The following is a 25245-nucleotide window of genomic DNA, read 5'->3' as shown; positions in this document are numbered from 1 at the left end:
CGAGATGTCAATAGCGGCCGGACGGGGCCGCTAAGCGCTTTCTCTGATCACCAGCTCGGGCCGCTGGACGACCTGCCGGTGCTGGTGCGACTTGCCCTCGCCGATCTCGGCCATGGCGAGTTCGGCGGCCTCCCAGCCGAGCTCGCGGCGCGGCTGGCGGATGGTGGTGAGCGGCACGGCGGCGCTCGCCGCGAGCTCGATGTCGTCGTAGCCGACCACGGCGATGTCGTCGGGGACGCGGACGCCGAGCCGGGTCAGCTCGTTGATCAGGCCGATCGCCAGCAGGTCGTTGGCGCAGAACACGCCGTCGGGCACCGGCGACATGGCCATGATCTCGTGTGCGGCGGCCTGCCCCTCGGTCGGGCTCAGAGCGTGCTTGACCAGGACGGTCGGCGTGCCGAGACCCGCCTCGACGATCGTGCGGGCGGCTCCGGCGCGGCGTTCCACGCAGGGCTGCGGCTCTGGGACGCCGGTGACGAACGCGATGCGCCGGCGTCCGATGCCGAGCAGATGGGCTGCGGCGGTCTCGCCGCCCGCCACGTGGTCGACCCGGGCGGAGCACACGTCGACGGCGTCCCGGTCGATCACCACCACGCTCATCCCCGCGGCGCGCAGCCGGGAGATGTCGCGGGGGCCGAGCTTGACCGGGATGACCAGGACCCCGGCGGCCTGCTGCTCGGTGAGCAGTTCCAGCGAGCGGCGCTCCTTGGCGGCGGAGTGGTCGCTGGACAGCCACAGCGCGTCGTGTCCGGCCGCGTTGAGCGCGGCCTCGGCGCCCCGCGCGACGTCGGTCGCGTACGGGTTGGTGAGGTCCTCCACTACCACGCCGAACGCCCGGCGCGGCTGGTCGCCGAACTCGCCCGCGGTCCGTTCGGGGCCCGTGCGGAGCCGGCGCGCGGACTCGTTGCGGACGAACCCGAGCTCCTCGATCGCCGCGCGGACACGGTCACGGGTAGCTTCGGCCACGAGATCTGGCCGGTTTAGGACATTCGAAACGGTCCCAACTGAGACGCCCGCGCGCCTCGCGACCTCACGGATGCTGGTCTGTGGCAACTCGCTCCTCGTCCCGCTCCATGGGCGTTTTCCCAGGTAGTGGAGTTTTGCATGGCGTGGCACCGAATGCACGGTCACACATGGTGAACGTACGGGCGCGTAGCGCTCTTGACCGGCGCTTGACGGGCCGGATCCGGCCGCCTAGCGTTCCGAGCCGAAGCGTAGCTTGAAACGATTCACGATCTTCGTTCACTTGCGAGGACCGGTGAGTTCGGCGAGAGGGGCGGGTGCGGATGGCTGGCGATCTCATCCCGTCTCCCTCGGCGGGGCAACGAGTGAATCGTCACCCGGAGTTCCCCCGTACACCCCCGCAATCGGCCATGCGGCCACCTCCGGCCAAGCGCGTGAGACAGCAAAGGAACCCGATGATCTAAGTCCGGAAGGGTCCGGACCCGGCAACCCAACGCGCGTACAGATCGAGGCCAACCCGTGCCTGTGCAGCGGACGGCTGCATCCCCGCGGTCATCACCACGGACGAGGGAGGACGGAGTGGAAACAGCAGCCACACTCGCACGTCGTGGCACCGACGATTTCGGGCTGAGCGAAGAGGAGATCCGACTGCTCGCCCAGATCGCCAGCGGTGTCACCGCCGATGTGGCGGCACGCAAGCTGGAACTGAGCGCTCGGACCTTGCGGCGCCGGCTGCGGACGATCTGCGACCGGCTGGAGGTCAACACCCCTATCGAGGCCGTGGTGTGGGCGGCCCGGAGGCAGCTCATCTAGCCTGCACCCCCGACGCTCGCCAGGGGACGGCGGGCGTCATCCGGAGAATTGGCGGCTCGTTCGAATTCCGTCCGACCCCGCAGCGGCGGCGCCGGCGCCCTGGCAGGTAGGTCCCTGCAGAAGGCGCCGCCGCGGACGGCGTTCGAACCGGGCACGCCCCCTGAGCCGGCCCGAAAGCCGGCAGGACCACCACGTGTGCCCTGCCCGACACGTCCGCCCTCACTGGCACGGTCGGCGCGGCGAAGTCCGCAGCCACGGCGGTATCGATCGTCGTACGCGTTGCCTGCCGGGCCCCGGTCAGGCGACCCGCACTCCGCCGGCGAAGGGGCGTCCGTCCATGGAGGCGATCTTCACGACGTCTCCGGTCTGCGGGGCGTGCAGCATCTTGCCGCCGCCGACGTAGATGCCCATGTGGTGCAGGTCGGAGTAGAAGAACACGAGGTCGCCGGGCTGCAGCTCGCTGCGCGACACGTGCGTTCCCGCGTTCCACTGGCTGCCGGTGTAGTGCGGCAGGTTGATGCCGACCTGCTTGTAGGCCCACATCGTGAGGCCGGAGCAGTCGAAGGTGCTCGGCCCGGCGGCGCCCCACACGTACGGGCGGCCGATCTTGCTCATCGCGTACCGGAGCGCCTGCGCGGCCTTGCCGGTGCCGACGACCGGGAGCTTGGCGAGCTGGGTGGGGTCCTTGTCGACGAGCTTGCCGCGGATCTTCTCGTAGGCGTCGGTGACCTTCGTGCGCTGCGACTCGAGCTGCGACTTCAGATCCTTCACCTGCTTGGCGCGGGACTCGGCGGACTTGCGGGCCCGCTGCGCGGACTGCATGGCCTGCATGAGCCCGAGCACCTGGGTGCTGTCCTGCTTGGCGAAGTAGTGCAGGGTCGCGGCCTGGTCGAGGATGGACTGCGGGTCCTGGGAGGCGACGAAGGAGACCGTGGGGTCGGAGCCGCCCTGCATGTAGCTCGTCGCCGCGAGGGATCCGACCTTCTGGCGGAGCGTCTCTAGCGTCTTCTCCTGCCGCTTGGCGTTCTCCGTGGCCACCTTGGCGGCGCGCTGCGACTGCGCGAGCCTGACCTTCAGCCCGTTGTACTGCTCGGTGAGCTGCTCCAGCTGGTCGGCGAGCTTGAGGGCCTTCGTCCTCAGCTCCTTGGCCGAGGGGTCGGGGTCGGCGTGCGCGACGGCGAGCGTGTGCGGGACGAGCGCGTACGGAGCGGCCGAAACGACGATGAGCGCGCCGACCGCCGTGGCCGCGCGCCCGTAGAAGCGTGAAAGGGAAGCATGCCGCGATCGCTTCACGAATACTCCTCTCCTCAGCCGCCTACCGGGTTAGCTGACGGGTTGGGGCCGGAGCAGCCCGTCCGCGGCCGCGCGCGACCGATCGCTCGCGGCTGCGGATTCACCCCTCACGGTTGGTCGTCAGGGCGATCCCCCGAAACGCTCCGAAAGTGGGTCCCCGGCTCCCAGGACGCTGGTTGCGGCCTTGGGACTCGGCGGTTCGGCCTCCGTCCTGCGGTCGGCCGACGTCAGCGATGGACACTAACGGAACCCGCATGGGATGCCAACCAGAACATGCGAATTCGCAGGTGGCGCGGCGCGGTGGCGGCGCGTTCGGCCGCCTGCGCGGAGGGGTGCCCCTGGCGAGCGGCGGCGTTCGATAATCTCGCCTGTTTGTGGAAGTCGTGATCCGGCGTGCCCGCACCGCCGACGTCCAGGAGATACGCAGGCTCGTCGATCTGTACGCCGGGTCGGGGCGGCGCCTGCTGAAGAAGACGACGGTCAAGCTGTACGAGGACGTCCAGGAGTTCTGGGTCGCCGAGGACATCCAGCACGGGACGCCTGGGCGCGTCGTCGGGTGCGGCGCCCTCCACGTCATGTGGGAGGACCTCGCGGAGGTCCGCTCGGTCGCCGTTGAGAAGGAGTGCGGGGGACGGGGAATCGGGCACCGGATCGTGACCCGCCTCCTGGAGACCGCACGGGAACTCGGCGTGCGGAGGGTGTTCTGCCTTACCTTCGAGGTGGAGTTCTTCGCCCGCCACGGCTTCCAGCAGATCCTGGGGACTCCGGTGGCGCCTGAGGTGTACGAGGAACTTCTCCGCTCCTACGACGAAGGCGTGGCAGAGTTCTTGGACCTCGACCGGGTCAAGCCGAATACGTTGGGCAACACCCGGATGTTGCTTCGCCTGGAGGACTGACTCAAATGAGCGATTCCCCCCACAGCGGGCGGCCTTATCGGCCCCAGCAGGGGCAGGGTTCGTACGGCCCGCCGCCCCAGTACCAAGGTCCTCAGTGGCAGCAGCCGCAGCAGCAGCCGTCGTCCCAGCAGCAGTGGCAGCAGCCCCAGCAGCCTCAGCAGCAGTGGCAGTCGCAGCAGCAGTGGAACCAGCAGCCCGCCTATGACGACCACGGCTCCTACGACCACCACGGCTCCTACGACGACGGCGGCGATCTGGCGCTGGCGCCGATCCACCGCCGGGCGGGCGCCCGGATCATCGACAACGCGCTCGTCGCGGTCTTCGGATTCGCCCTCGTCCTTCCGGTGACGATCGGTGCCTTCGGTCTGGGCAAGCCCGGCAGCAAGACCGAGGACGAGGGGGGTGTGTGGAACTGGCCCATCATCTTCACCCTCTTCTGCGTGCTGTCCGTGCTGCCGTTCATCTACGAGGCCGTCCAGTTGTCCATGTGGGGGCGCACGCTTGGGAAGCGCGTCCTCGGCCTTGGCGTCGTCCAGGCGCGTCCTGCGGGCAGCCCGATCACCACGACGCAGGCGGTCTGGCGGGCGGGGATCACCCACGTCGGTTACCAGCTCGGCGTTTTCTTCTTCCTCGTCTTGGCGGTGATGGTGTGGGACTACGCCGCGTACGGGATGGTGCTGGTCTGGGCGGGCGCGCTCATGGCCTACCTCTGGGCGATCTGGGACCAGCCCCTGCACCAGTCACTGCATGACCGCTTCGCCGGCACGCTCGTCATCGACGAGCGGGTCGGATATGACGATTCCGAGTACTCCGAGTACGCGGGCTAAGGCCACGATGGCGGCACCGCTCGCCGAGCCCGGACAGAGGCTCCTCGCGCGCGTCGTCGACACGCTCGTCGTCGGCATCCCCGTCGTTCTCGTCGTCCGCGAGCTCGTGTCCGGGCACACGGCGGACGTCGTGGCTCCGACAGCCGTGGCCGGATGCATGCTGCTCTACGAGGCGGTCCAGCTCGCCCTCTGGGGCCGGACGCTCGGCAAGCGCGTCGCGGGCATCGAGGTGGTCGCGGCGACCGCTCAGGAGGCCTCTGGAGCGGCGGCACAGGGGGCCGGGGAGGCCGCCGGCGCCGCCGGTCCCGGGGGCGCCTCGGCCATACCCGTTTCCGTGCCCGGATTCGTGCCCGTGACGGCCCCCGAGCCCGAGGAGAGCGCGTCTCCGGGGGAGGCCGAGTCCTCCGGTGCACACGCGCGTCCGGACGTTCTGCGCTGCGTTCTGCGCGCCGCCGTCTATTCGGTGCCGATCGGACTGCGCCCGATTCCCGTTCTCGGTCTGCTCGCGAGCATCTTCTGGATCGTGAACGCGGGGGCCGTGTTCGAGGGCACGAGCCGCCAGGCCGTTCACGACAGGGTCGCCGGGACGCTCGTGGTAAAGCGCCCCCGGCCTGAATCCTCGGCCTTCTGAGGGCATCTCCCGGGTGCCGGGAGGCGCTCGCGGGGTTCCAATACCGCCCGTCCGATACCACGGAGTCGCGTGCGCGCGCCGGCGCGCACGCGACTCCGCTCGCATGCGCCATACATGCTTTGGCCGAGATGCTCGCTGTTTCCGGCGCCCCAGGGGCGGGCGGCATATGCCCGTTCCTTCCGGTTGCGGTCTTGAAACCGGCGGGATGTGTCGCGTCCCGGACGTCGCCTCCGCTTTGAGAGTTCCCTCCGATGCCGTTGCCGTGGCCAGAACGCGACCGCTTGATAGCGGGCCTGGACTTACTCCGGATGGCATGCCCTCGCCCTTGGAACGGACCTTTCGCACGGCATGCCCCGCGCGGTGGAAGCCGGGCCTGAGGCGTGGCTCCGCCGGTCTCCGGGGCCGGGTTGAAGAACTGGGGCAGACGGTGGGATTGTGTCCCGATCTCCTGATTTCGCGGCACCGGTCGGCACCCCGCTTCCGCGGCGCGAGCAGGGCGAGGACCGCGCCCGTCCTGCCGCGGCAACAGATTTCGGGGCCGGGCCCTCGGGCGTTATTCGTCCACGTCCACCGGTACCGGGGGTTGATCAGGCACTGCGGTCACCTGCGCATTACCGCGCGGGCAGGCGGTTAGTGCCCGATACGGGAGGTTAATCGCGGCCGGGGCGGCGCCGTCCGCAAACCCGGCCCAATGCGCGCACCCCTGCGCAGGTCAGCGCGGTACGCAGTGACGCCGGTCACGGTTGAAAACCCGGGCGCGTCGCCGCGGGTTGGGGAATTCATGGCGCCCGGGCCGGGTCCGGGCGTCATCCGAGGTCTGTGCGCACCCGAAACGACGAGGCCGATTACAGCCGGTCACGGGCGGAAGGCGGTTTCCCTCGACTGCCGGTTCATGGTGGACGCCGGAATTGTCATCTGCGAAGTTCTAGGTATATCTTTGGCACTCGATTAGAGTTTGCTCAAGCCGAAAGGTCTGTCCCCATGGCACAGAAGGTTCAGGTGCTTCTCGTCGACGACCTCGACGGTGGCGAGGCGGACGAGACCGTAGCGTTCTCGATCGACGGCGCCTCCTACGAGATCGACCTCAGTGGCGCCAACGCGACGAAGCTGCGGGAATCGCTGCAGCCGTTCGTCGAGAAGTCCCGTAAGGCGGGCACGGTCAACCGCCGCCGCCGGCAGCGCGGCGCTTCCAGCCGCGAACGCAGTGCCGAGATCCGCGCCTGGGCCAAGAACAACGGCATCAAGGTCAATGAGCGCGGCCGCATCCCGGCGCACGTGATCGAGCAGTACGAGGCGGCCAACTGATCCGCCCGGACCACCGGCGGCCCGTCACCGTTCGCGGGGCGGGCCGTTCGCCGTTAGCGGGGCGCTCCGTCGGCAGGGCGGCCGTTCTCCCGGTGAGCCGTTCGCTTGTGGCGTAGCGTCCGCGCGGTTCGCCGAGTCCGCCGTGAGGTACACAGGGCGCGCGGGTGGAAACTCCACCCCCATTCGGCACTCTCGGCCCGCGCCTTGACCGACCTGCGAAAAGTCCCCCGTTCGCTTGGGGCGTAGCGGGAACATGACGCACCGATGCGGTAGTTGGATGAGACTGAACAGCGCATAGCTGGGGAACGTCTCCTGGTGGGAGTGCACCGGGCGGCCTCCTCGGGGCGGGCTAGCATGCGGAAGGACAGTTCCGGACGTTCCGGACTCTGCCCAACCGCTCTGTGAGGAGCGACGAGATGTTCGAGAGGTTCACCGACCGCGCGCGGCGGGTTGTCGTCCTGGCTCAGGAAGAGGCCAGGATGCTCAACCACAACTACATCGGCACCGAGCACATCCTCCTGGGTCTGATCCACGAGGGTGAGGGCGTGGCCGCCAAGGCTCTGGAGAGCCTGGGGATCAGTCTTGAGGCCGTGCGTCAGCAGGTTGAAGAGATCATCGGCCAGGGCCAGCAGGCGCCGTCGGGCCACATCCCGTTCACTCCGCGTGCCAAGAAGGTCCTTGAGCTGTCGCTGCGCGAGGCGTTGCAGCTCGGCCACAACTACATCGGCACCGAGCACATCCTGCTGGGTCTGATCCGTGAGGGCGAGGGCGTCGCGGCCCAGGTGCTGGTGAAGCTCGGCGCCGACCTGAACCGGGTCCGCCAGCAGGTCATCCAGTTGCTGCACGGCTACCAGGGCAAGGAGCCGGCCGCCTCCGGCGGTCCCTCGGAGTCGGCTCCCTCCACGTCCCTCGTGCTCGACCAGTTCGGCCGCAACCTGACGCAGGCGGCGCGCGAGGGCAAGCTCGACCCGGTCATCGGCCGGGACAAGGAGATCGAGCGGGTCATGCAGGTGCTGTCCCGCCGCACCAAGAACAACCCCGTCCTGGTGGGCGAGCCCGGCGTCGGCAAGACCGCCGTCGTCGAGGGCCTCGCGCAGAAGATCGTCAAGGGCGAGGTGCCCGAGACGCTCAAGGACAAGCAGCTGTACACCCTCGACCTGGGCGCGCTGGTCGCCGGCTCCCGGTACCGCGGCGACTTCGAGGAGCGCCTGAAGAAGGTGCTGAAGGAGATCCGCACCCGCGGCGACATCATCCTGTTCATCGACGAGCTGCACACGCTGGTCGGTGCGGGCGCCGCCGAGGGCGCGATCGACGCCGCCTCGATCCTCAAGCCGATGCTGGCGCGCGGTGAGCTGCAGACCATCGGCGCGACGACGTTGGACGAGTACCGCAAGCACCTGGAGAAGGACGCCGCGCTCGAGCGCCGCTTCCAGCCGATCCAGGTCGCCGAGCCGTCGCTGTCGCACACGATCGAGATCCTGAAGGGCCTGCGGGACCGCTACGAGGCGCACCACCGCGTGTCGATCACCGACAGCGCGCTGGTCGCCGCCGCGCAGCTCGCCGACCGCTACATCAGCGACCGGTTCCTGCCCGACAAGGCGATCGACCTGATCGACGAGGCCGGCTCGCGGATGCGCATCCGCCGCATGACCGCGCCGCCGGACCTGCGCGAGTACGACGAGAAGATCGCCGACGTCCGGCGCGACAAGGAGTCCGCGATCGACGCGCAGGACTTCGAGAAGGCCGCGGCGCTGCGCGACTCCGAGAAGCAGCTGCTCGGCCAGAAGGCGCAGCGGGAGAAGGAGTGGAAGGCCGGCGACATGGACGTCGTCGCCGAGGTCACCGACGAGCTGATCGCCGAGGTCCTCGCCACCGCCACCGGCATCCCGGTCTTCAAGCTGACCGAGGAGGAGTCGACCCGCCTGCTGCGCATGGAGGACGAGCTCCACAAGCGCGTCATCGGCCAGGAGGACGCCATCAAGGCGCTCTCGCAGTCGATCCGGCGTACCCGCGCCGGCCTGAAGGACCCCAAGCGCCCCGGCGGCTCGTTCATCTTCGCCGGCCCGTCCGGTGTCGGTAAGACCGAGCTCTCCAAGACGCTCGCGGAGTTCCTGTTCGGCGACGAGGACGCGCTGATCCAGCTCGACATGTCCGAGTTCATGGAGAAGCACACCGTCTCGCGGCTGTTCGGCTCCCCGCCCGGCTACGTCGGGTACGAGGAGGGCGGCCAGCTCACCGAGAAGGTGCGCCGCAAGCCGTTCTCGGTGGTCCTGTTCGACGAGATCGAGAAGGCCCACCAGGACATCTTCAACTCGCTGCTGCAGATCCTGGAGGACGGCCGCCTCACCGACGCGCAGGGCCGCGTCGTGGACTTCAAGAACACCGTCATCATCATGACGACGAACCTGGGGTCCAAGGACATCTCCAAGGGCGTCTCCATGGGCTTCGCCCGGCAGAACGACGAGCAGGGCTCGTACGAGCGGATGAAGGCGAAGGTCTCGGAGGAGCTCAAGCAGCACTTCCGGCCCGAGTTCCTCAACCGCGTCGACGACACGGTGGTCTTCCACCAGCTCACGCCGAAGGAGATCATCCAGATCGTCGACCTGATGATCGCCAAGGTGGACCAGCGGCTCCACGACCGCGACATGGGCATCGAGCTCCGCCAGGAGGCCAAGGACCTGCTCGCGATCCGCGGCTACGACCCGGTGCTCGGCGCCCGGCCGCTGCGCCGCACGATCCAGCGGGAGATCGAGGACAACCTGTCCGAGAAGATCCTGTACAACGAGCTCAAGCCCGGCCAGATCGTGATCGTCGGCACGGAGGGCTTCGACCCCGAGAACAAGGACTCGGCCGAGAACGCCAAGTTCACGTTCAAGGGCGTGCCGAAGCCGTCCACCGTCCCGGACAGCCCGCCCCCCATCGAGGGCGCGGTCAACTTCAACAAGGACTGACGTCCGCGCACAAGGGCCCGCACCGGTTTGCCGGTGCGGGTTCTGTGTCTATTGCAGCGCTCTCCTCCTTCGGGCCTTGGCGGCCCTCCATCGTCGGGCACTGCGGCGATCGCTGGCATCGCTCCGGCTCGCCTTGCGGCTCGCTGCGCGATCAGATTCTTGCTTCGCTCGAATCTGCCTTCGGACGCGATCGCGGGTGTCGGGGTCGTTGCGTGGTTGTGGTGGTGGCTGAGGTGGGTGCCAGAGGCGTCGGGCACTGCGGCGATCGCTGGCATCGCTGCGGCTCGCCTTGCGGCTCGCTGCGCGATCAGATTCTTGCTTCGCTCGAATCTGCCTTCGGACGCGATCGCGAGGCCCGCCGGTTGTTGCTGGCCGGAGGACAGTGGCTGAGGTGGGCGCTAAGCGTCATGTCCTGCCGCAGGAGGCGGGTCGAGCCGACCGCACCTGTGCGGACGCGGCTTCGACGTCCGCGGACCATCGGCCCGCACATTCTGGGCCATCGCGGGTCGGGCATCCGCATGTCCGGGTTTCTCATGGGCAGGATCCCTCTCACATGATCAACTGCCCCCCGGGAGTCGTGATGAGCCGTCTGATCCTGTCCGCCCCCGTCCTCGATGCTCCTGACCCGCACGCGCTGGCGGACTTCTATCGGCGGCTCCTCGGTTGGACGGTCGTGCAGGACGAGCCCGACTGGGTGAAGCTGCGTCCGCCGGGTGGCGGCACCGGCCTGTCGTTCCAGACGGAGCCGCTCTACAAGGCCCCCACCTGGCCCGCCGCCGAGGGCGCCCAACTGCAGATGGTCCACCTGGACTTTGAGGTGGAGGACCTGGACGCCGCGTTGGAGCACGCGGAGGCCGTGGGGGCCGTTCTGGCCGACTTCCAGCCGGATGATGACGTCCGGGTCTGCTTGGACCCCATAGGGCACCCGTTCTGCCTCTTCATCCGCGAGCCCGAGGCCCCGGTCGAGTAATCCACAGAACGCCGTTCGGTCGCCGGCGTCCGCCGCCGCCGCGGATCCTTGGATCAGAGCCACGGTGGATTGGGTCTTGCTCGTCGGATCCCGCTGGTTCTGCTCAGAGTGGCTGGGCTTCGGCCCCGCTCCGGCCGTCCGGCTCGGGCCTGCTCGGGGCGGGGTCGCGCGGACGGGAGGGCTTGGTCAAGGGGCGGTGGGCGGTGCCGTGAGCCAGGCCGTGATGGCTTCGTGGAGGGTCTCTTTGGTGCGGGGCGGGGCGAAGGAGGCGGTCACGCCCGCGCGGGCCAGCTCGGCCAGGGCTGGGTCGTCGTAGCCGAAGGCGGTGCGGACGTGGGCGTACTCGGTGGCGAGAGGGGTGTCGATCAGGGCGGGGATGTCGGTGTTGAGGGTCACCAGCAGGCCCGCGTCGCGGAGGCGGGGGAGGGGGTGCGCGTCCAGGGACGGGACGAAGCCCAGGGCTACGTTCGAGGACGGGCAGACTTCCAGGGCGATTCCGCGTTCGCGGACCTCGGCGACCAGGTCCGGGTCGTCCAGGATCCGGATGCCGTGGCCCAGGCGCTCGGTGCGGCCGGGGCCGAGGGCCTGACGGATGCTGGCGGGTCCCTCGCCCTCGCCCGCGTGGTGGACGACGTGGAGCCCGGTGTCGTGGGCGGCGGCGAAGACCTCGGTGAAGGGGTCACCGGGGTGGGCCTCGTCACCCGCGAGGCCCACGGCGACCACGCGGTCGTGCCGGCGGGCCAGCTCCAGGGTCTTCCAGGCGCGCTCTACGGAGCGGCGGCGGGAGTGGTCGAGGATCAGGCGGCACTCGATGCCGAAGGCCTCCTGGCCCGCTTCCAGGCCCTCCAGGACGGCCGCCAAGGGCATGCCGAGGTCGCCGAGGCGCTCGCCATGCGCGGCGGCGGTGAACGAGACCTCGGCGTACCGGACGCCTTGGGCTGACTCGTCCTCGCAGAACTCGTAGGCGACGCGGCGGAAGTCGTCGGCCCGCTGCAGGCAGGCGCGGACGAGTTCGTTCTGCGCGAAGAAGGAGGCGAAGTCACTGAACGTGCCGACATCGTCCGGGACCCGCACGCCGTTCGCGGCGCCGATCTCGCGGAGAGTGGCGTGGCGGACGGTGCTCTCAAGGTGAACGTGCAGGTGGGCTTTGGGCAGGCTGAGCAGATCGCGCACGTGCGTACGGTACGAGCCGGCGGCCGGGGCTGACGAGCGAATATTCGTTGACGCCCGTGGGAGGCCCGACCATGATCTTCCGGACGCGCATGTCCGGGATGTGGTGTCGCGTCCCCCGGTGAGCCGGCAACGGTCGAGTGGCCGCGCTCCGCGCCACTGGACGAGGATTGAGGAGTCCCCGCATTGAAACGGATCTATCGCGTTGAGGACGGCCGGCGCATCGAGGGAGTGGCGAGGCCCGTCTTCATCCACAACTTCACGTACCACCTCACGGACCTCCGGGTCTTCGCGGACGGCTTGATCGACTGCTGGGAGTGGGTCGACCTGGAGGGCCTGCGGGAGAAGCTCGAATGCGGCTGGGTGGTCACAGAGGTACCCGAGGGCGGCGAGATCAGCGCCTTCGAACTGGGGCGGTGGAAGGCCGCCGACCCGATGTTCGGCCTCACCGCGGAGATGCTGCTGGGGGAGGTGGCCGACGACATCGAGCGGCTCAACGGACGTCCGGACTCCACCGACCGCTGCCTGGCCGTGCTGGACCGGTATCTGGAGTCCAGGGACGAGGCCGACCGGCTGGCGCTGCGCGAGGCGTACCTGGCGATCCCCGAGCACAAGCGCCATTACGCGCTCGGTGACATGGACAGCAAGGATCGGCCGATCGTCTTCCTCTGTACCGATATCGGCGAGCGTCCGATAGGCGGCTGGTTCGAGGACGAAGTGGTCACCGAAGCCATGCGGGAATGGGCTTTCGACTACTTCGCCGAGGAGGAGCGCGCTCGCGCCGAGTTCGAAGCGAAACGCCCGGCCGACGATTCACCCGAACCTGTGTCGGCGACGATTCACTTCGGCAGCCGCGTGTTTCCGAAGGGGTGGCCGACGGACCCGGGAGTCGACGCCCTGCAGAACGACTACCCGGCTCCGATCGAGGTCGGCGGAGTCGTCTACCCGACGGTCACGCACGCTTACTGGGCCCTGTCGACAGAGGATCCCGAGGCCCGCGAGCGGATCCGCGCAGCTGAACGCCCCTACGAGGCCCGGGAGATCGCGGCAGGGGCGCCCCGCCGTCAGGACTGGCCGCACGTCAGGACAGCGGTGATGAGCGGGCTTCTGCGCGCCAAATACGCGCAGCATTCGGAATTGGCGGACCTCCTGCTCGACACGGCCGACGCGCCGCTCGCCTACAGCGGAAGCGGATCCGACCACTGGATTGCACGCGGAGCCGAAGGCCGCAACTGGGTGGGACGGCTTCTGGAACTGGTCCGCTCCGAAATCCGCGCCCAGAGAGCCGGCGTCCGCCTTACCTAAAGACGCCGAATTGCGCTCCACGCGGTACTCGCGGGCCCTGGGTCAGGTTGGTAGGGCGTAGCGGCCGTCTTCTAGGGGGTCTACTAGGCCGTCGGCTATGAGGGCGTCGAGGGCGCGTTCGCGTTGGACGGGGTCGGACCAGACGACGTCGAGGGCCGGTTTCGCGACCGGTTCCTCGGCGTCCCGGAGGACGGCGAGGAGGCGGCCCCGGCACTGACGGTCGGTGCCTGCGTACGTCTGGCCCCGGCGGGGCGGACCGTCGTAGGCGGGACGGCCGTTCGACTGCCACGCGCACCTGTCGATGACCGGGCAGTCGACGCAGCGGGGCGAGCGGGCGGTGCAGACCAGCGCGCCCAGTTCCATGACGGCGACGGCCCAGCGGGCGGCGGTCGGCGGGTCGAGCGGCAGGAGGCTTTCCGCGAGCCTGACCTCGGCCCTGGTCTGCGTCTTCGGCGGGTACTCGACGCCGGTGAGCAGCCGGGCCAGGACGCGCCGGACGTTGGTGTCGAGGACGGCGTGCCGCTGCCGGAACGCGAAGCTGGCGACCGCCGCGGCCGTGTAGGCGCCGATGCCGGGGAGCGCCAGCAGGTCCGCGTGCGAGGAGGGGACGTCGCCGCCGTGCCGTTCGGTGATCGCGCGGGCGGTCGCGTGGAGGCGCAGCGCGCGGCGCGGGTAGCCGAGCCGTCCCCACGCGCGGACGGCCTCGCCGGACGGTTCGGCGGCGAGCGCGGCGGGGGTCGGCCAGCGCGTCATCCACGTGTCCCAGACGGGCAGGACGCGGGAGACCGGCGTCTGCTGGAGCATGATCTCGCTGACGAGGACGCCCCAGGGGGTCGCGTCCGGCGCCCGCCACGGCAGGTCCCGGGCGTTCGCGTCGTACCAGTCGAGGATCGGGGCGGTGTAGGCGGAGTCGGTGTTCATGGCGCGTCGCCATTGTGGCACGCGGCGGGTCGTCCGCTCTTTCCGCTTCGGCGAATGCATACTGCCCGCATGGGGGCGAACACTGATAGTGATGGAAATGGTATCGGGCTCGACCGGTACTGGAAGCGGCGCGCGCTGGCCCTGGCCGGCGTCCTCGGCGCCGTCGGCCTCCTGGCCTGGACGTGCGGAGGCGGCACCGGCGGGGCCGGGGAGGACGAGCGGGTCCGCGACGCGGGCGCGGTCGACGGCGCGAGCCCTCCGCCGCCGCCGAGCGCTATGCCCACGGTGACCGTCACCACGACGACCACGCCCGGGGCGGGGCAGGCCGACGGCGGCCCCTGCGATCCCGATGAGCTCGTCGTCAACATGTCCGCCGCGAAGAACGTCTACGCGAGGACCGAACGGCCGGAGTTCCGCGTCACGGTCGTCAGCACGGGAGAGGGCTCGTGCGTGTTCGACAGGGGCTTGCTGGACGTTCGCATCACCTCCGGCGCGGACCGGATCTGGTCGTCGGCCAAGTGCCGCAAGGAGGGCGAGCCCAAAGCGACACTCCAGCGCGGCATCCCCTTTGTGGACGAGGTCGCCTGGAACCGCCGGCGCGACTGCGAGGGCAAGGTCCGCGCCCGCCCCGGCACCTACGTGGCCACCCTGAAGGGCGCGACGGCCAAGAAACTGGTCTTCACCCTCCGCTGACCCAGCCCCTGTAGTTGGGTTCCTTCGTGGCGAGACCCATCTACCGGAGACCCGACTGCGTCAGGCTCACGCGCTCACCCCACTTCGAACCACGCCCTGGATGAAGGGCCGCAGGATGGAGGATTCGGGCTAGCGGGGCAGGCCTCGCGGACACTCCGGGGGGCAGGTTCGCTGATTCCGGTGCCTGGGCTGGACGAGGCGTTCGAGTACGGAGGATTCGGCCTGGTGGGGCGGACCTCAGCGGGCGGTTTGGTAGGGGTGGCCTGGGGGCCTGGTCAGACGTAGCGCTCCAGGATGGAGGATTCGGCCAGGCGGGAGAGGCCCTCGCGGACGCTCCGGGCGCGGGACTCGCCCACGCCGCCGACGGCCTGGAGGTCGTCGATGCTGGCGGCGAGGAGTTTCTGCAGGCCGCCGAAGTGCTCGACGAGCCGCTCGACGACCGTGCTCGGCAGGCGGGGCACCTTGGCGAGCAGCCGGAAGCCCTTGGGGCTCACGGGCAGGTCGAGGGCGTCGGGGCCGGCGAAGCCCATCACCTCGGCGACCGTGGACAGGTCGAGCAGTTCGTTGGCCGAGAGGGTGTCCAGGGAGGACAGGATGGCGTCGACGCCGCGGGTGCGGGTGTCGGCGGACGGGTAGTCGCGGACGATCAGCTGCCGGTCGACGTCGACCCCGGAGACCAGCTCGTCGAGCTGGAGGGACAGCAGCCGGCCGTCGGTGCCGAGCTCGACGACGTAGCCCTCGATCTCGTCGGCGATGCGGCGCACCATCTCCAGGCGCTGGACGACGGCGCTGACGTCCCGGACGGTGACGAGGTCCTCGATCTCCAGCGCCGACAGCGTGCCGGACACCTCGTCGAGGCGCAGCTTGTAGCGTTCGAGCGTCGCCAGGGCCTGGTTGGCCTTGGAGAGGATGGCGGCGGAGTCTTCCAGGACGTAGCGGATGCCGTCGAGGTAGAGCGCGATGATGTGCATCGACTGGCTCACCGAGATGACCGGCAGGCCGGTCTGGCGGGCGACGCGCTCGGCGGTGCGGTGGCGGGTCCCCGACTCCTCGGTGGGGAGGGTGGAGTCCGGCACGAGGTGGACGGCGGCGCGGACGATGCGGGTGTGGCTGTCGTCGAGGACGATCGCGCCGTCCATCTTGGCGAGCTCGCGCAGCCGGGTGGCGGAGAACTCGACGTCGAGCTCGAAGCCGCCCGAGCACAGGTCCTCGACGGGCTTGTCGTAGCCGAGCACGATCAGCGCGCCGGTGTGGCCCCGCAGGATGCGCTCCAGCCCGTCGCGGATCTGGGTGCCCGGAGCCACCGCGGCCAAGGTGGCGCGGCGTCGTTCGTCATGACTCTTGTCGTGTACTGGCACCTGACCCCCGGAGGTCGCTGGACGGGCGCCAGTTTACCGAGGCGGGCCGCGCGCTGGTTCCTCCCCAGGTCGCAAGCGTGCGTTGTGTGAAGTAATACTCTGGCGGGACGCCTGTCAGGGCGCGGTAAAGGCCACCTGCAGCGCCTGCTGGAGGCTGTCGACCTCCATGACCTTCATTCCCTCGTAGCTGCTGAGCTGCGGATCCGCGCGTTTGAGGGGCCCGTCGGCCAGTTCGAGGGAGCCGCGCGGGATGACGGCGTACTTGAACCCGAGCCGGGCCGCCTCGGCCAGCCGCCGCTGGACGCCGGGCACGATGCGGACCTCCCCTGCGAGGCCCACCTCGCCGAGCGCGATGAGGCTGGTGGAGAGGGCCTGCTCGACGGTGGAGCCCGCGACGGCGAGGCCGAGGGCGAGGTCGACGGAGGTCTCGGCGAGCCGGACGCCGCCGACGGTCGAGACGTACACGTCCTGCTCGTGCATGGAGATCTTGCAGCGCTGCGCGAGGACGGCGAGGACCATCGCGACGCGGGAGGTGTCGAGCCCGGAGGTGGCGCGCCGCGGCGCGGGCAGGTGCGACTTGGCGACGAGCGACTGCACCTCGGCGACGAGGGGGCGGCGCCCTTCGAGGGTGACGGTGACGCAGGTCCCGGGCACGGCCTCCTCGCGGCGGGTGAGGAACAGCCCGCTCGGGTCGGGCAGCCCGACGATGCCGACCTCGGACAGGTCGAAGCAGCCCAGCTCGTCGGTGGGGCCGTACCGGTTCTTCATGGCGCGGATCATCCGGAGCCGGGAGTGCCGGTCGCCCTCGAAGTACAGGACGACGTCGACCAGGTGCTCCAGCAGGCGGGGCCCGGCGATCGAGCCCTCCTTGGTGACGTGGCCGACCAGCACGACGGTCATGCCGCGCTCCTTGGCGACCCTGATCAGGTTGGCGGCGACCTCGCGGACCTGGGTGACGCCGCCGGGTGCGCCGTCGGCCTCGGAGGTGCCGATCGTCTGGATGGAGTCGACGACGAGCAGCCCGGGATCCACCGACTCGATGTGGCCGAGGATGGCGGACAGCTCCGTCTCGGCCGCCAGGTAGAGCCGGTCGGTGATCGCGCCGACGCGGTCGGCGCGCAGCCGGACCTGCTCGGCCGACTCCTCGCCCGTCACGTACAGGACGTTCTCGCCCGCAGGCCCCGCGGAGCCGCCCGAGCCGCCCGAGCCGCCCGTGTCGCCGGAAGCGGTCGAGGCCAGGGCGGCGACCTCCAGCAGCAGCGTCGACTTGCCGATGCCGGGCTCGCCCGCCAGCAGCAGGACGGCCCCGGGCACGATGCCGCCGCCGAGGACGCGGTCGAGTTCGTCGAGGCCGGTGGGGCGCGTCTGCGCGGACCGGACGTCGACCTGCCCGATCGGGCGGGCCGGTGAGCTGACCGGCCCGGCCGACACGACCCGGGCCGGGGTCGCCGACGCGGCCTCGGTGACCGTTCCCCATGTCTGGCACTCGCCGCAGCGCCCGACCCACTTGGACGTCTGCCACCCGCACTCCGAGCACCGGTAGGCGGCCTTGGCCGTCTTCGCCTTCGCCATGCGCGGAAGCGTAGAGCCGGACACCGACAGTATTCGTCCCGCACCCGTCCCGCGCCCGGTTCGTCCCGGTTTCTGCGCGGGCGCGGCGAGGTCAGCTGTTCTTGCGGGCCCGCTCGATCAGGTCGCCGAGGTGGTCGGACACCGTGCCGGGCCGCTCCATCATGGCCATGTGCCCGGCGGTGGGGACGACCTCCAGCCGCCCGGACGGGACGCAGGCGGCGATCTTCAGGCTGTGCTCGACCGGGGTGAGCATGTCGTTCTCCGCGCCGAGGACGAGGGTGTCGGCGCCGCCGAGCGACGCGCAGTCGCTGATCACGTCGATGGTGATCATGGAGCGGAGGAAGTCGACGAAGGCGTCCATCCTGGTGTCGGTCATCATCTGCTCGGCGAAGGCGACCGCGGCCGGGGAGGCGTCCGGGCCGAAGGCGACCATGTCCTCCAGGAGGGCGGCGGCGTCGCGGCCCAGATGGCGGACCCGCTCGACGGCGCCGGAGCTCGCGCCCAGCGCGCCGAGGGCGCGGGGCACGACGCGGTGGGCGACGCGCGCGACGAGCGCGGGCATGCCGAGGGTGACCTCGCCGAGGCCCCCGGACGACGTGCAGAGCAGCCCGGCCGCGAGGATCTTGCGTCCGACCAGCTCGGGGTTCTCGTCGGCGTACCGCATGATCGTCATGCCGCCCATCGAGTGGCCGACCAGGACGACGGGCGTCTCGGCGGGGACGGTCGCGTCGATCACGGCGCCGAGGTCGCGGGCCAGGCGGGGGACGGCGTAGCCGTCGCGGGCGCCGCCGTCGGAGCGGCCGTGGCCGCGGTGGTCCCAGAAGACGAGGCGGCCGAGGCCGCGCAGGGCCTTGCGCTGGAAGTGCCAGGAGTCCTGGGTGAGCGTCCAGCCGTGGCAGAACACGACGGCGAGGTCGGTGCGGTCCTCGCCGTCGATCTCGGCGTAGAGGCGGGTGCCGTCGTCGGCGCGGACCGGCAGGGGGCGGCCGCGCAGCGACCCGAACGGCTCGCCCGCGAACGGGTCGGGGCGCAGTTGCAGGGCGCGCATGGCGCGGCGCTGGGCGACCAGCCCGGCGCCGGCGCCGGCCGCGCCGAGGGCGGTGGCGGCGAGGAGACCGCCGAGCGCCCTCCCGGCGGTGACTCGGCTCGTGGCGGCGGCGCGACCCATGGTGCGTTCCTCCCGTGACCCAACCGACTGGTAACTCAGGGGCAACGCCACCACAAATTCACGGCATAGTCCACCTCAAGGCCGGGGTGTTCGCGCAGGCAGGCGTCGGCGAGGTCGGGCGGGAACTCGATGCGCAGGACGGCCGCGAGGTCCTCCCGGTTCTGGAACGCCCACCGGATCGTCAGCGGCTCCCGGTGGAAGCCGCGCCGCGTCCAGAACCGCTCGACGGCGGCGGGGTCGTATTTCGGCAGGCCGCGCCGGAACCAGCGGCCGAACGTGGAGCGGGTGGCGTCGTTGTCGATGATGAAGATCGCGCCGCCGCGCCGGACGACCCGGTCCAGTTCGGCGAGGCCCGGTTCGCAGCCCGGGCCGAAGAAGTACGCCCACCGCGCGTGGGCGACGTCGACGGACGCGTCGGGCAGCGGCAGCGCCTGCGCGGTGCCGACGCGTACGGTGACGCCCGGGAGGTCCCGGGTCCGGCGCGCGGCGGCCGAGGCGAGGCCCGCGTGCGGCTCCACGCCGATCACCCGGCGCGCGTCCTCGGCGAAGAAGGGCAGGTGGAAGCCGGTGCCGCAGCCGACGTCGAGGACGTCGGCGCCTTTCCAGGGACGGATCGCCCGCATGGCGCCGGCCAGCACGCCGTCGGGGTCGACGGCGCGGTTCTCCAGCTCGTAGACCTGAGGGGAGTTCCAGATGTTGGGGCTCGGCACGGCGCCCCGCGCGATCTCGGCCACGGGGACAGAGGGTAGCCGCGCTCCGGGCAGAGCAAGCGAGATCACTCCGGGCGAGTGTTTCATCACGGCCGCGGCGGCATAGGCTCTCTTTTACGAACACAGCTTTCGCGAGACAGCTTCACGAACACGGCCTAGCGATCATTCCTGGCGAGGAAGCCTTGACTCCGCAGCACAACGGCGTCCCTTCACCGGCGCTCCGCGTACCGGACGCGCCGATCACGCTCTCCACCGCGTCCGTGTACCCGGAGAAGGTACCGAGCGCCTTCGAGATCGCTGCGCTGCTGGGCTACGACGGCGTCGAGGTGATGGTCTCGACGGACGCCTCGTCCCAGGACCTGAACGTCCTGCGCCGGCTGTCGGACTACCACCAGGTCCCCATCAAGTCGATCCACGCGCCGTGCCTGCTGCTCACCCAGCGGGTCTGGGGTCGCGACCCGTGGGGCAAGCTGGTGCGCTCGAAGGACGTGGCCGAGGAACTGGGCGCCGAGGTCGTCGTCGTGCACCCGCCCTTCCGCTGGCAGCGCGAGTACGCGAAGGAGTTCGTCGAGGGCCTCGCCCGCATGCAGGACGAGACGGACGTGCTGTTCGCGGTCGAGAACATGTTCCCGCTCAAGGCGCGCGGCGCGGAGGCGGGCATGTACCTGCCCGACTGGAACCCCGTCGACCAGGACTACCCGCACGTCACCCTCGACCTGTCGCACACCGCCGTCTCGGGTTCGGACGCCATCGACATGGCGGGGAGCCTGGGCGACCGCCTGCGGCACATCCACCTCGCCGACGGGGTCGGCATCACGAACAAGGACGAGCACCTCGTCCCCGGCCGGGGCAACCAGCCGTGCGGGGCGATGCTGGAGAACCTCGCCGAGGGCGGCTTCAAGGGGCACATCGTCCTGGAGGTCAACACGCGGCGGGCGTCCAGCCGCGTCGAGCGGATGGAGGACCTCGCCGAGGCCCTCGCGTTCGCGCGCCTGCACCTGGCCGCCGCCGCCCACACGTGGGAGGTCACCTCGGCCGGGGAGGTCACCCGGCGGGGCGTGCGCCGGTGAGCGAACCCCGGGAACGGCGCGGGGCGGCGGAACCCGCCAGGGCGCGCGGCCGGGGTCCGGGACGCCGGCCGGGCCCGACCGAGACGCGCGAGAAGATCCTCGCCTCGGCGCGGGAACTGTTCGCCGAGAAGGGCTACGACGGGGCGTCGCTGCGCGCCATCGCCCGCGCCGCGGAGGTCGACCCCGCGCTGGTGCACCACTTCTTCGGCAACAAGGAGGGCGTGTTCATCGAGGCGATGCGCTTCCCGGTCGATCCGGCCGTCCTGCTGCCGCGCATCCTGGCGTTCCCCCGGGAGCGCCGCGGTGAGGCGGTCGCGCGCACCTTCCTCCAGGTGTGGGAGGACGACGAGCGCCGCGCCCCGATGCTCGCGATGCTCCGCTCGGCGATGACGAACGAGCGGGCGGCCGCGCTGCTGCGCGAGTTCGTCGCGTCCGCGCTGTTCGGGCGGGCCTCGCAGGCGACGGACGCGGCCCCGCTCGGCATCCAGGCGGCCGCGGGCCAGATGGTCGGCCTGATGGTGCTGCGGCACGTGCTGCGCATCGAACCGCTGGCCTCCGCCTCCACGGAGGAACTGGTCGAGCTGGTGGCGCCGACCCTCCAGCGCTACCTGGCGCCCTGAGCCGCCGCCCCTTCACCGCTGCTCGTCCAGTCGTCGCTCCCGACGCGCCTTTTCCTCGGCGCGGCCCGGTCGCGACCGGGCCGCGCCGAGTTCTCGTGCTCGCGCTCTCGACGGTCGTCCTGCGCGAAAGGACCTTCGGGCACTTGACCGGATCCCCATGCCGACATAAATTCAACACATGATGAGTTCTAGTCCCGCCCAGGCGTCCGAGGCCGCCGTGCGGGTGCGCGACCTGCGGGTCGTCCGCGGCGGCCAGGAGGTGCTGCACGACCTCGCCTTCGACGTCCCGCGCGGCTCGATCGTGGGGCTGCTCGGCCCGAGCGGCTGCGGGAAGACGACCCTGATGAGGGCGCTGGTCGGCGTCCAGATCGTGCTGAGCGGCACGGTGACCGTGCTCGGCGAGCCCGCCGGGTCGCCCGGCCTGCGGCGCCGCGTCGGGTACGCGACGCAGACGCCGGCCGTCTACGCCGACCTGACCGTCACCGAGAACCTGCGCTACTTCGCGTCCGTCCTGGGCGCCCCGCGTTCGGACGTCGTCCGCGTCCTCGACGAGGTCGGGCTCGGCCGCAACCGCCACCAGACGGCGGCGACGCTGTCCGGCGGGGAGCTCAGCCGCCTCAACCTCGCCGTCGCGCTGCTCGGCGCGCCCGAACTGCTCGTCCTGGACGAGCCCACCGTGGGCCTCGACCCGGTGCTGCGGCAGGAGCTGTGGGAGCTGTTCCGCGAGCTGGCCGACCGGGGCACCACCCTCGTCGTGTCCAGCCACGTCATGGACGAGGCGGGGCGCACCGACCGGCTGCTGCTGATGCGCGAGGGCGAGATCCTCGCCGACGGGACGCCGGACGGCCTGCGCTCGCGCACCGGCGCGGCCGACCTCGAAGAGGCGTTCCTCCACCTGATCCACGAGAGGGCCGGGAGCCCGACATGAGCGCTGCCGTCACACTCGCCACGACCCGCCGCATCCTGGCGCAGCTCAGGCACGACCACCGCACGCTCGCCCTGCTGGTCGGCGTGCCGTCGCTGCTGATGATCCTGCTGCGGTACGTGTTCGACCAGCCGATGGTCTTCGACCGGATCGGGCCCATGCTGCTCGGCCTGTTCCCGTTCACCGTCATGTTCGTCGTGGCCAGCGTCGCGACCCTCCGCGAGCGCACCGGCGGCACCCTCGAACGGCTGATGACCATGCCGCTCGGCAAGCTCGACCTGCTGCTCGGCTACGCCCTCGCCTTCGGGCTGCTCACGCTCGTCCAGGTCGCGGTCGTGCTGTCCATCTCGCTGACCTGGCTCGGCCTCGACCTGAGCGGCTCGCTCGCGTCCCTGGTCCTGGTGTCGGTGCTGGACGCGGTGCTCGGCATGGCGCTCGGCCTGTTCGCCAGCGCGTTCGCCCGCACCGAGTTCCAGGCCGTCCAGTTCCTGCCCGCGTTCGTCCTGCCGCAGCTGCTGCTCTGCGGCCTGATCGTCCCGCGCGAGAACATGGCGTCCTGGCTCCAGGCGATCGCGGACGTCCTCCCCCTCACCTACGCGGTCGAGGGCATGCAGCAGATCAGCACCAGCCCCGACTTCAGCGGCACCCTGGCCCTCGACGTCTCCGTGATGGCCGCCTTCGTGGCGGTCGCCCTCCTGCTGGGCGCGGTGACCCTCCGCCGCCGGAGCGCGTGAGCCCCGCCTGGTGCAGCCCCCCGACCCGCGAACGGGGGGCGGGGTTTACCCGGACGGGCGAGTGCGCCGTAAGCGGACAGAGCGGGCGAAGTCGGCCGTCCCCGCGCGGCGGGGCTGGTAGCTTCGCGCCATGACCTCCCCAGATCTTCACGGCTCGCACGGGCCGCAGGCGTCCGACGAGGGGGCGCGTACGCCCGCGGGGCCGGGGGCCGCCGAGGCTCCGGGCGCTCCCGGGCCGGGCGCCGAGGACGCGTTCTGGGGCGGCGGCTCGGACGGCGGCGGCGAGACGCGGCGCAAGCGGCGGTGGCCCCGCGTCCTGATCGCGGTGGGCGTGTTCCTGGCGCTGGTCGTGGCCGGGATCGGCGGCCTGGCGTGGCAGCGCCAGTCCTCCTACAACGGCAACATCGACCGGATCAAGGGCGTGATGCCGGACGACGGGGCGCGGCGGCCGGGCAAGAACGTCGAGGGGACCGAGAACTGGCTGCTCGTCGGCTCGGACTCGCGGGCCGACTCCGCGACCACCGGCGAGGGCAACCAGGTCTGGAAGCCGGGGCAGCAGCGCACCGACACGATCATGCTGCTGCACCTGCCGGCGGACCGGAAGAAGGCCTACATCGTCTCGTTCCCCCGCGACTCGTGGGTGGAGATCCCCGGCTACGGGGCGCAGAAGATCAACGCGGCGTTCTCGTTCGGCGGGCCGAAGCTGCTGATCGAGACGATGGAGAACCTCACCGGCGTCCGCATCGACCACTTCGGCGCGATCGACTTCGAGGGCTTCAAGTCGATGACGGACGCGCTCGGCGGCGTCACCGTCAACATCAAGCAGAGCGTGTACGACCCGGCGCGCAAGAAGCGCTGGGAGGCGGGCCGCCAGAAGCTGAACGGCGACGACGCGCTGCTGTTCGTCCGGCAGCGCTACAACCTGCCGAACGGCGACTTCGACCGGATCAAGCGCCAGCAGGCGTTCCTCGGCGCCCTCGCCAAGCAGGCCGCCGACCGGGGCACGCTCACCAACCCGCTCAAGCTCGACCGGTTCCTGTCGGCGCTCACCAAGTCGATCAGCGTGGACGAGGGGGTGTCGGCGGGCGACCTGCGCTCGCTGGCGCTCAGCATGCGCGGCATCCGGCCGTCCGACGTGATGTTCATGACGCTGCCGCACAAGGGCACCGGCATGCGCAAGAAGCAGAGCGTCGTGTTCCTGGACGGGCCGAAGGCCAAGACCCTGTTCGAGGCGGTCAAGACCGCGAAGATGCAGGAGTACGTGCAGCAGTACGGGCCCGGGAACAGCCTCGGCACCGTGTCGTGATCGCCGGGCCCCGGCGGCATAACCTGGGACGGTAGCCAGGAAACGGTACGCACGGGGACCGGGTTCGCACGGGGACGAGGGGTTCGCACAGTGCTTCGTCAGGCGTTGCTGGCCGCGTCGCGCAGCGGCGGCGCGCGCAGGCTGGTGGAGACCGCGCCGTTCACCAAGGACGTGGTCCGCCGCTTCGTCGCCGGCGAGACGATCGACGACGCCATGCGCGTCACCGGCGGGCTGACCGGCGAGGGCCTGCTCGTCAGCCTGGACGTCCTGGGCGAGGACACCCACGACAAGGGCCGCGCCGAGGCGAACGTCGCGCACTATGTGGAGCTCCTGGAACGGCTGGGCGCCGCCGGGTTCGGCAGGCGTGCCGAGGTGTCGCTCAAGCTCTCGGCCGTCGGGCAGACCTTCGACGAAGACCTCGCCCTGGAGAACGCGCGGCGGGTGTGCACCGCCGCCCGCTCGGCCAGTACGACCGTCACCCTGGACATGGAAGAGCACACGACCGTCGACTCGACGCTGGGGATCGTCCACGAACTGCGGCGTGACTACCCGGACGTGGGCGCGGTCGTCCAGGCGTACCTGCGCCGCGCGGAGGAGCACTGCGCGGAACTGGCCTACGAGGGCTCGCGGGTGAGGCTGTGCAAGGGCGCGTATGCGGCGCCCGCGGCGGTCGCCTTCACCGACAAGGAGGAGGTCGACAGGTCGTACGTGCGCTGCATGAAGGTGCTGATGGCCGGCAAGGGCTACCCGATGCTCGCCACGCACGACCCCCGGCTCATCGAGGTCGCCGCCGCGCTGTCGGTGCTGGACGAGCGCGACGACGACACGTTCGAGTACCAGATGCTCTACGGGATCCGTCCGCAGGAGCAGCGCCGCCTCGCCGCGGACGGCGCGCAGGTCCGCGTCTACGTCGCCTACGGCCGCGAATGGTACGAGTACTTCATGCGCCGCCTGGCCGAGCGGCCCGCCAACCTGCGCTTCTTCATCCGCTCGCTGGCGGGGCGGTCCTAGGGCGGTCCCGCGGCGGGGCCGGCCGGCCCGGCG

At 70.7% G+C, this 25245-nt stretch carries 23 protein-coding genes and 1 riboswitch; of the genes, 15 read left to right on the top strand and 8 right to left on the bottom strand.

The genetic code is table 11. From position 1 onward, the window contains the following. Positions 1-30 precede the first annotated feature (30 nt). Positions 31-1053, bottom strand: coding sequence for a LacI family DNA-binding transcriptional regulator (locus AB0C21_RS05770; protein WP_500202897.1), 1023 nt, complete (start codon positions 1051-1053; stop codon positions 31-33). Between the two features lie 489 nt (positions 1054-1542). On the opposite strand from AB0C21_RS05770, the gene AB0C21_RS05765 reads away from it, so the two are divergent. Beyond that, entirely contained in the window at positions 1543-1776 is a 234-nt protein-coding gene (locus tag AB0C21_RS05765; protein WP_141580236.1) for a transcriptional regulator, read from the top strand. 297 nt (positions 1777-2073) lie between these two features. Here AB0C21_RS05765 and AB0C21_RS05760 read toward each other — a convergent pair whose 3' ends face one another. Next, a complete protein-coding gene (locus AB0C21_RS05760) occupies positions 2074-3069 on the bottom strand; it encodes a C40 family peptidase (RefSeq protein WP_149259765.1) in 996 nt (331 codons plus the stop codon). A 3-nt stretch (positions 3070-3072) separates the two neighbouring features. Next, positions 3073-3263, bottom strand: a riboswitch (cyclic di-AMP (ydaO/yuaA leader). 180 nt (positions 3264-3443) lie between these two features. On the opposite strand from AB0C21_RS05760, the gene AB0C21_RS05755 reads away from it, so the two are divergent. The 6 genes from AB0C21_RS05755 (at position 3444) to AB0C21_RS05730 (ending at position 10649) form a co-directional block, all read left to right on the top strand. Further along, on the top strand, positions 3444-3965 hold the full coding sequence (locus AB0C21_RS05755; protein ID WP_375708332.1) for an amino-acid N-acetyltransferase: 522 nt from the start codon (positions 3444-3446) through the stop codon (positions 3963-3965). A 5-nt stretch (positions 3966-3970) separates the two neighbouring features. Further along, positions 3971-4792, top strand: a complete 822-nt coding sequence (locus AB0C21_RS05750) for an RDD family protein (RefSeq protein ID WP_500202896.1) — start codon at positions 3971-3973, stop codon at positions 4790-4792. Positions 4793-4799: 7 nt separating this feature from the next. After that, entirely contained in the window at positions 4800-5423 is a 624-nt protein-coding gene (locus AB0C21_RS05745; protein ID WP_500202895.1) for an RDD family protein, read from the top strand. A gap of 981 nt (positions 5424-6404) precedes the next feature. Then, entirely contained in the window at positions 6405-6728 is a 324-nt protein-coding gene (locus AB0C21_RS05740) for a histone-like nucleoid-structuring protein Lsr2 (RefSeq protein WP_089316904.1), read from the top strand. Positions 6729-7144: 416 nt separating this feature from the next. Beyond that, positions 7145-9679 (top strand): ATP-dependent Clp protease ATP-binding subunit, encoded by a 2535-nt coding sequence (locus AB0C21_RS05735; RefSeq protein ID WP_149259762.1) that lies wholly within the window; start codon positions 7145-7147, stop codon positions 9677-9679. Positions 9680-10259: 580 nt separating this feature from the next. Then, positions 10260-10649: a VOC family protein gene (locus AB0C21_RS05730; RefSeq protein ID WP_500202894.1), complete on the top strand. Its 390-nt coding sequence runs from the start codon at positions 10260-10262 to the stop codon at positions 10647-10649. A gap of 186 nt (positions 10650-10835) precedes the next feature. Here the strand turns inward: AB0C21_RS05730 and add are convergent, their stop codons facing one another. Next, positions 10836-11822, bottom strand: coding sequence for an adenosine deaminase (gene add / locus AB0C21_RS05725; RefSeq protein ID WP_500202893.1), 987 nt, complete (start codon positions 11820-11822; stop codon positions 10836-10838). A gap of 183 nt (positions 11823-12005) precedes the next feature. On the opposite strand from add, the gene AB0C21_RS05720 reads away from it, so the two are divergent. Then, positions 12006-13124, top strand: a complete 1119-nt coding sequence (locus AB0C21_RS05720; RefSeq protein WP_500202892.1) for an NADAR family protein — start codon at positions 12006-12008, stop codon at positions 13122-13124. Between the two features lie 42 nt (positions 13125-13166). Here AB0C21_RS05720 and AB0C21_RS05715 read toward each other — a convergent pair whose 3' ends face one another. Continuing rightward, positions 13167-14045 carry an iron-sulfur binding domain-containing protein gene (locus tag AB0C21_RS05715; protein WP_500202891.1) on the bottom strand — a complete coding sequence of 293 codons (879 nt, stop codon included), beginning with the start codon at positions 14043-14045 and terminating at the stop codon, positions 13167-13169. 69 nt (positions 14046-14114) lie between these two features. Between AB0C21_RS05715 and AB0C21_RS05710 the strand changes: the two genes are divergently transcribed. Further along, positions 14115-14738, top strand: a complete 624-nt coding sequence (locus AB0C21_RS05710) for a hypothetical protein (RefSeq protein WP_500202890.1) — start codon at positions 14115-14117, stop codon at positions 14736-14738. A 275-nt stretch (positions 14739-15013) separates the two neighbouring features. On the opposite strand, the gene disA is transcribed toward AB0C21_RS05710, so the two are convergent. The 4 genes from disA to AB0C21_RS05690 all read right to left on the bottom strand — a co-directional run bounded on the left by disA (position 15014) and on the right by AB0C21_RS05690 (position 19570). Then, positions 15014-16096 carry a DNA integrity scanning diadenylate cyclase DisA gene (disA, locus tag AB0C21_RS05705; protein ID WP_149259756.1) on the bottom strand — a complete coding sequence of 361 codons (1083 nt, stop codon included), beginning with the start codon at positions 16094-16096 and terminating at the stop codon, positions 15014-15016. Between the two features lie 114 nt (positions 16097-16210). Next, positions 16211-17668, bottom strand: a complete 1458-nt coding sequence (gene radA / locus AB0C21_RS05700; RefSeq protein ID WP_500202889.1) for a DNA repair protein RadA — start codon at positions 17666-17668, stop codon at positions 16211-16213. Between the two features lie 91 nt (positions 17669-17759). Further along, entirely contained in the window at positions 17760-18836 is a 1077-nt protein-coding gene (locus AB0C21_RS05695; protein ID WP_500202888.1) for an alpha/beta fold hydrolase, read from the bottom strand. A 35-nt stretch (positions 18837-18871) separates the two neighbouring features. Continuing rightward, the gene (locus tag AB0C21_RS05690) at positions 18872-19570 is read right to left on the bottom strand and encodes a class I SAM-dependent methyltransferase (RefSeq protein ID WP_500202887.1); all 699 of its coding nucleotides are present in this window, start codon (positions 19568-19570) and stop codon (positions 18872-18874) included. A 158-nt stretch (positions 19571-19728) separates the two neighbouring features. Here AB0C21_RS05690 and AB0C21_RS05685 point away from each other — a divergent pair, with 158 nt between their 5' ends. The 6 genes from AB0C21_RS05685 (at position 19729) to AB0C21_RS05660 (ending at position 25212) form a co-directional block, all read left to right on the top strand. Then, positions 19729-20616 (top strand): sugar phosphate isomerase/epimerase family protein, encoded by an 888-nt coding sequence (locus AB0C21_RS05685; protein WP_149259752.1) that lies wholly within the window; start codon positions 19729-19731, stop codon positions 20614-20616. Further along, positions 20613-21236 carry a TetR/AcrR family transcriptional regulator gene (locus AB0C21_RS05680; protein ID WP_500202886.1) on the top strand — a complete coding sequence of 208 codons (624 nt, stop codon included), beginning with the start codon at positions 20613-20615 and terminating at the stop codon, positions 21234-21236. The genes AB0C21_RS05685 and AB0C21_RS05680 overlap by 4 nt, the downstream gene beginning before the upstream one ends. Positions 21237-21414: 178 nt before the next feature. After that, entirely contained in the window at positions 21415-22164 is a 750-nt protein-coding gene (locus tag AB0C21_RS05675; protein WP_500202885.1) for an ABC transporter ATP-binding protein, read from the top strand. Further along, positions 22161-22895, top strand: coding sequence for an ABC transporter permease (locus tag AB0C21_RS05670; RefSeq protein WP_500202884.1), 735 nt, complete (start codon positions 22161-22163; stop codon positions 22893-22895). The genes AB0C21_RS05675 and AB0C21_RS05670 overlap by 4 nt, the downstream gene beginning before the upstream one ends. Before the next feature lie 130 nt (positions 22896-23025). After that, on the top strand, positions 23026-24201 hold the full coding sequence (locus AB0C21_RS05665; RefSeq protein WP_500202883.1) for an LCP family protein: 1176 nt from the start codon (positions 23026-23028) through the stop codon (positions 24199-24201). Positions 24202-24291: 90 nt separating this feature from the next. Continuing rightward, on the top strand, positions 24292-25212 hold the full coding sequence (locus AB0C21_RS05660; RefSeq protein ID WP_500202882.1) for a proline dehydrogenase family protein: 921 nt from the start codon (positions 24292-24294) through the stop codon (positions 25210-25212). The last annotated feature ends 33 nt before the right edge of the window (positions 25213-25245 follow it).

The organism is Spirillospora sp. NPDC049024, from assembly GCF_040649235.1.
In the GTDB taxonomy this organism is placed as follows: Bacteria; Actinomycetota; Actinomycetes; order Streptosporangiales; family Streptosporangiaceae; genus Spirillospora.
The sequence above is the reverse complement of the archived record's forward strand: the minus strand, read 5'-3'. Positions and strand labels throughout refer to the sequence as shown.

Bases quoted from the DNA above. Each gene is read 5' to 3' on its own strand.
- AB0C21_RS05665 (WP_500202883.1), top strand. From the start codon at position 23,026: ATGACCTCCCCAGATCTTCACGGCTCGCACGGGCCGCAGGCGTCCGAC.
- AB0C21_RS05695 (WP_500202888.1), bottom strand. From the start codon at position 18,836: ATGGGTCGCGCCGCCGCCACGAGCCGAGTCACCGCCGGGAGGGCGCTC.
- AB0C21_RS05745 (WP_500202895.1), top strand. From the start codon at position 4,800: ATGGCGGCACCGCTCGCCGAGCCCGGACAGAGGCTCCTCGCGCGCGTC.
- AB0C21_RS05715 (WP_500202891.1), bottom strand. From the start codon at position 14,045: ATGAACACCGACTCCGCCTACACCGCCCCGATCCTCGACTGGTACGAC.
- AB0C21_RS05750 (WP_500202896.1), top strand. From the start codon at position 3,971: ATGAGCGATTCCCCCCACAGCGGGCGGCCTTATCGGCCCCAGCAGGGG.
- AB0C21_RS05675 (WP_500202885.1), top strand. From the start codon at position 21,415: ATGATGAGTTCTAGTCCCGCCCAGGCGTCCGAGGCCGCCGTGCGGGTG.
- AB0C21_RS05730 (WP_500202894.1), top strand. From the start codon at position 10,260: ATGAGCCGTCTGATCCTGTCCGCCCCCGTCCTCGATGCTCCTGACCCG.
- AB0C21_RS05735 (WP_149259762.1), top strand. From the start codon at position 7,145: ATGTTCGAGAGGTTCACCGACCGCGCGCGGCGGGTTGTCGTCCTGGCT.
- AB0C21_RS05670 (WP_500202884.1), top strand. From the start codon at position 22,161: ATGAGCGCTGCCGTCACACTCGCCACGACCCGCCGCATCCTGGCGCAG.
- AB0C21_RS05740 (WP_089316904.1), top strand. From the start codon at position 6,405: ATGGCACAGAAGGTTCAGGTGCTTCTCGTCGACGACCTCGACGGTGGC.
- radA (WP_500202889.1), bottom strand. From the start codon at position 17,668: ATGGCGAAGGCGAAGACGGCCAAGGCCGCCTACCGGTGCTCGGAGTGC.
- AB0C21_RS05710 (WP_500202890.1), top strand. From the start codon at position 14,115: ATGGGGGCGAACACTGATAGTGATGGAAATGGTATCGGGCTCGACCGG.